At 44.5% G+C, this 2,146-nt stretch carries 1 pseudogene; it reads left to right on the forward strand.

The window, feature by feature from the left end:
* Positions 1-2 precede the first annotated feature (2 nt).
* A pseudogene (locus J699_RS00215) lies at positions 3-2,146 on the forward strand (cell surface protein); the annotation flags it as partial.

Here is a 2,146-nt window from a genome sequence, read left to right on the forward strand (position 1 = left end):
ATGTGAAAGACGCAGCAACCAAAGCGAAAACCACAGTGACTGAAGGCGACAACATTGTTGTTAAAGAAACGACCAATAAAGATGGCAGTACCAACTACGAAGTATCGACAAAGAAAGACCTGACCTTAGACAGCGTAACGACTGGCGACAGCGTATTGAACAACAATGGCTTAACCATCAAAGATGGCCCAAGCATCACTAAAGATGGCATCAATGCAGGTAATAAAGTCATTACCAATGTTGCTGATGGTTCAATTGCCAATGGCTCTAAAGATGCCGTGAATGGCGGTCAGATCAAGCATATTTCTGACAGCATCAAGAACAGCATCGGTGGTAACACCACGGTGAATCCGGATGGTAGCATTACCACGAATAACATTGGTGGCACAGGTAAAAACAACATCAATGATGCGATCAAGTCAGTCGATGACAAGGTGACCAATGGTGTCAATGACCTAACCAATAAAGGTCTCAACTTTGCTGGCAATGCAGGTAAAGACGTTCATCGTAAGTTGGGTGACAAGCTCAACATCGTAGGTGGAGCGGATGCTGCAACAGCAGAAGACAAGACTAGCGGTGAAAATGTCATTACCCGTACAACGGCAGATGGCATCAAGATCGAATTGTTGAAAGATGCGAAGTTCGACAGCATCACCACTGGCGACAGCGTATTGAACAACAACGGTTTAACCATCAAAGATGGTGCAAGCATCACTAAAGACGGCATCAATGCAGGTAATAAAGTTATTACTAACGTTGCTGACGGCGTAAATGGTAAAGATGCAGTCAATGTTGACCAGTTAACCAAAACCAAAGATGGTCTGGATAACAAGATTACTGATACTAAAACTGAGTTAAATAACACGATCAATAACACCAAGACTGAGCTAAACAGCAAGATTGACAACACCAAGACCGAGTTGCAAAACAAGGGCTTGAACTTTGCTGGTAATGCAGGTGCAGACGTTCACCGTAATTTGGGTGACAAGCTCAATATCGTGGGCGGTGCTGATGCTGCAACAGCAGAAGACAAGACCAGCGGTGGAAATGTCATTACCCGTACCACAGCAGATGGCATCAAGATCGAGTTGTTGAAAGATGCGAAGTTCGACAGCATCACCACTGGCGACAGCGTATTGAACAACAATGGCTTGACCATCAAAGATGGTCCAAGCATCACTAAAGATGGCATCAATGCAGGTAATAAAGTTATTACTAACGTTGCTGACGGTTCAATTGCCAATGGTTCTAAAGATGCCGTGAATGGCGGTCAGATCAAGCATATTTCTGACAGCATCAAGAACAGCATCGGTGGTAACACCACGGTGAATCCGGACGGTAGCATCACGACGAATAACATTGGTGGTACAGGTAAAAACAACATCAATGATGCAATCAGCAATGTGAAAGACGCAGCAACCAAAGCGAAAACCACAGTGACTGAAGGCGACAACATTGTTGTTAAAGAAACGACCAATAAAGATGGCAGTACCAACTACGAAGTATCGACAAAGAAAGACCTGACCTTAGACAGCGTAACGACTGGCGACAGCGTATTGAACAACAATGGCTTAACCATCAAAGATGGCCCAAGCATCACTAAAGATGGCATCAATGCAGGTAATAAAGTCATTACCAATGTTGCTGATGGTTCAATTGCCAATGGCTCTAAAGATGCCGTGAATGGCGGTCAGATCAAGCATATTTCTGACAGCATCAAGAACAGCATCGGTGGTAACACCACGGTGAATCCGGATGGTAGCATTACCACGAATAACATTGGTGGCACAGGTAAAAACAACATCAATGATGCGATCAAGTCAGTCGATGACAAGGTGACCAATGGTGTCAATGACCTAACCAATAAAGGTCTCAACTTTGCTGGCAATGCAGGTAAAGACGTTCATCGTAAGTTGGGTGACAAGCTCAACATCGTAGGTGGAGCGGATGCTGCAACAGCAGAAGACAAGACTAGCGGTGAAAATGTCATTACCCGTACAACGGCAGATGGCATCAAGATCGAATTGTTGAAAGATGCGAAGTTTGACAGCATCACCACTGGCGACAGCGTATTGAACAACAACGGTTTAACCATCAAAGATGGTGCAAGCATCACTAAAGACGGCATCAATGCAGGTAATAAAGT

This window comes from Acinetobacter sp. 1000160, from assembly GCF_000588715.1.
GTDB classification, from domain to species: Bacteria; Pseudomonadota; Gammaproteobacteria; order Pseudomonadales; family Moraxellaceae; genus Acinetobacter; species Acinetobacter courvalinii.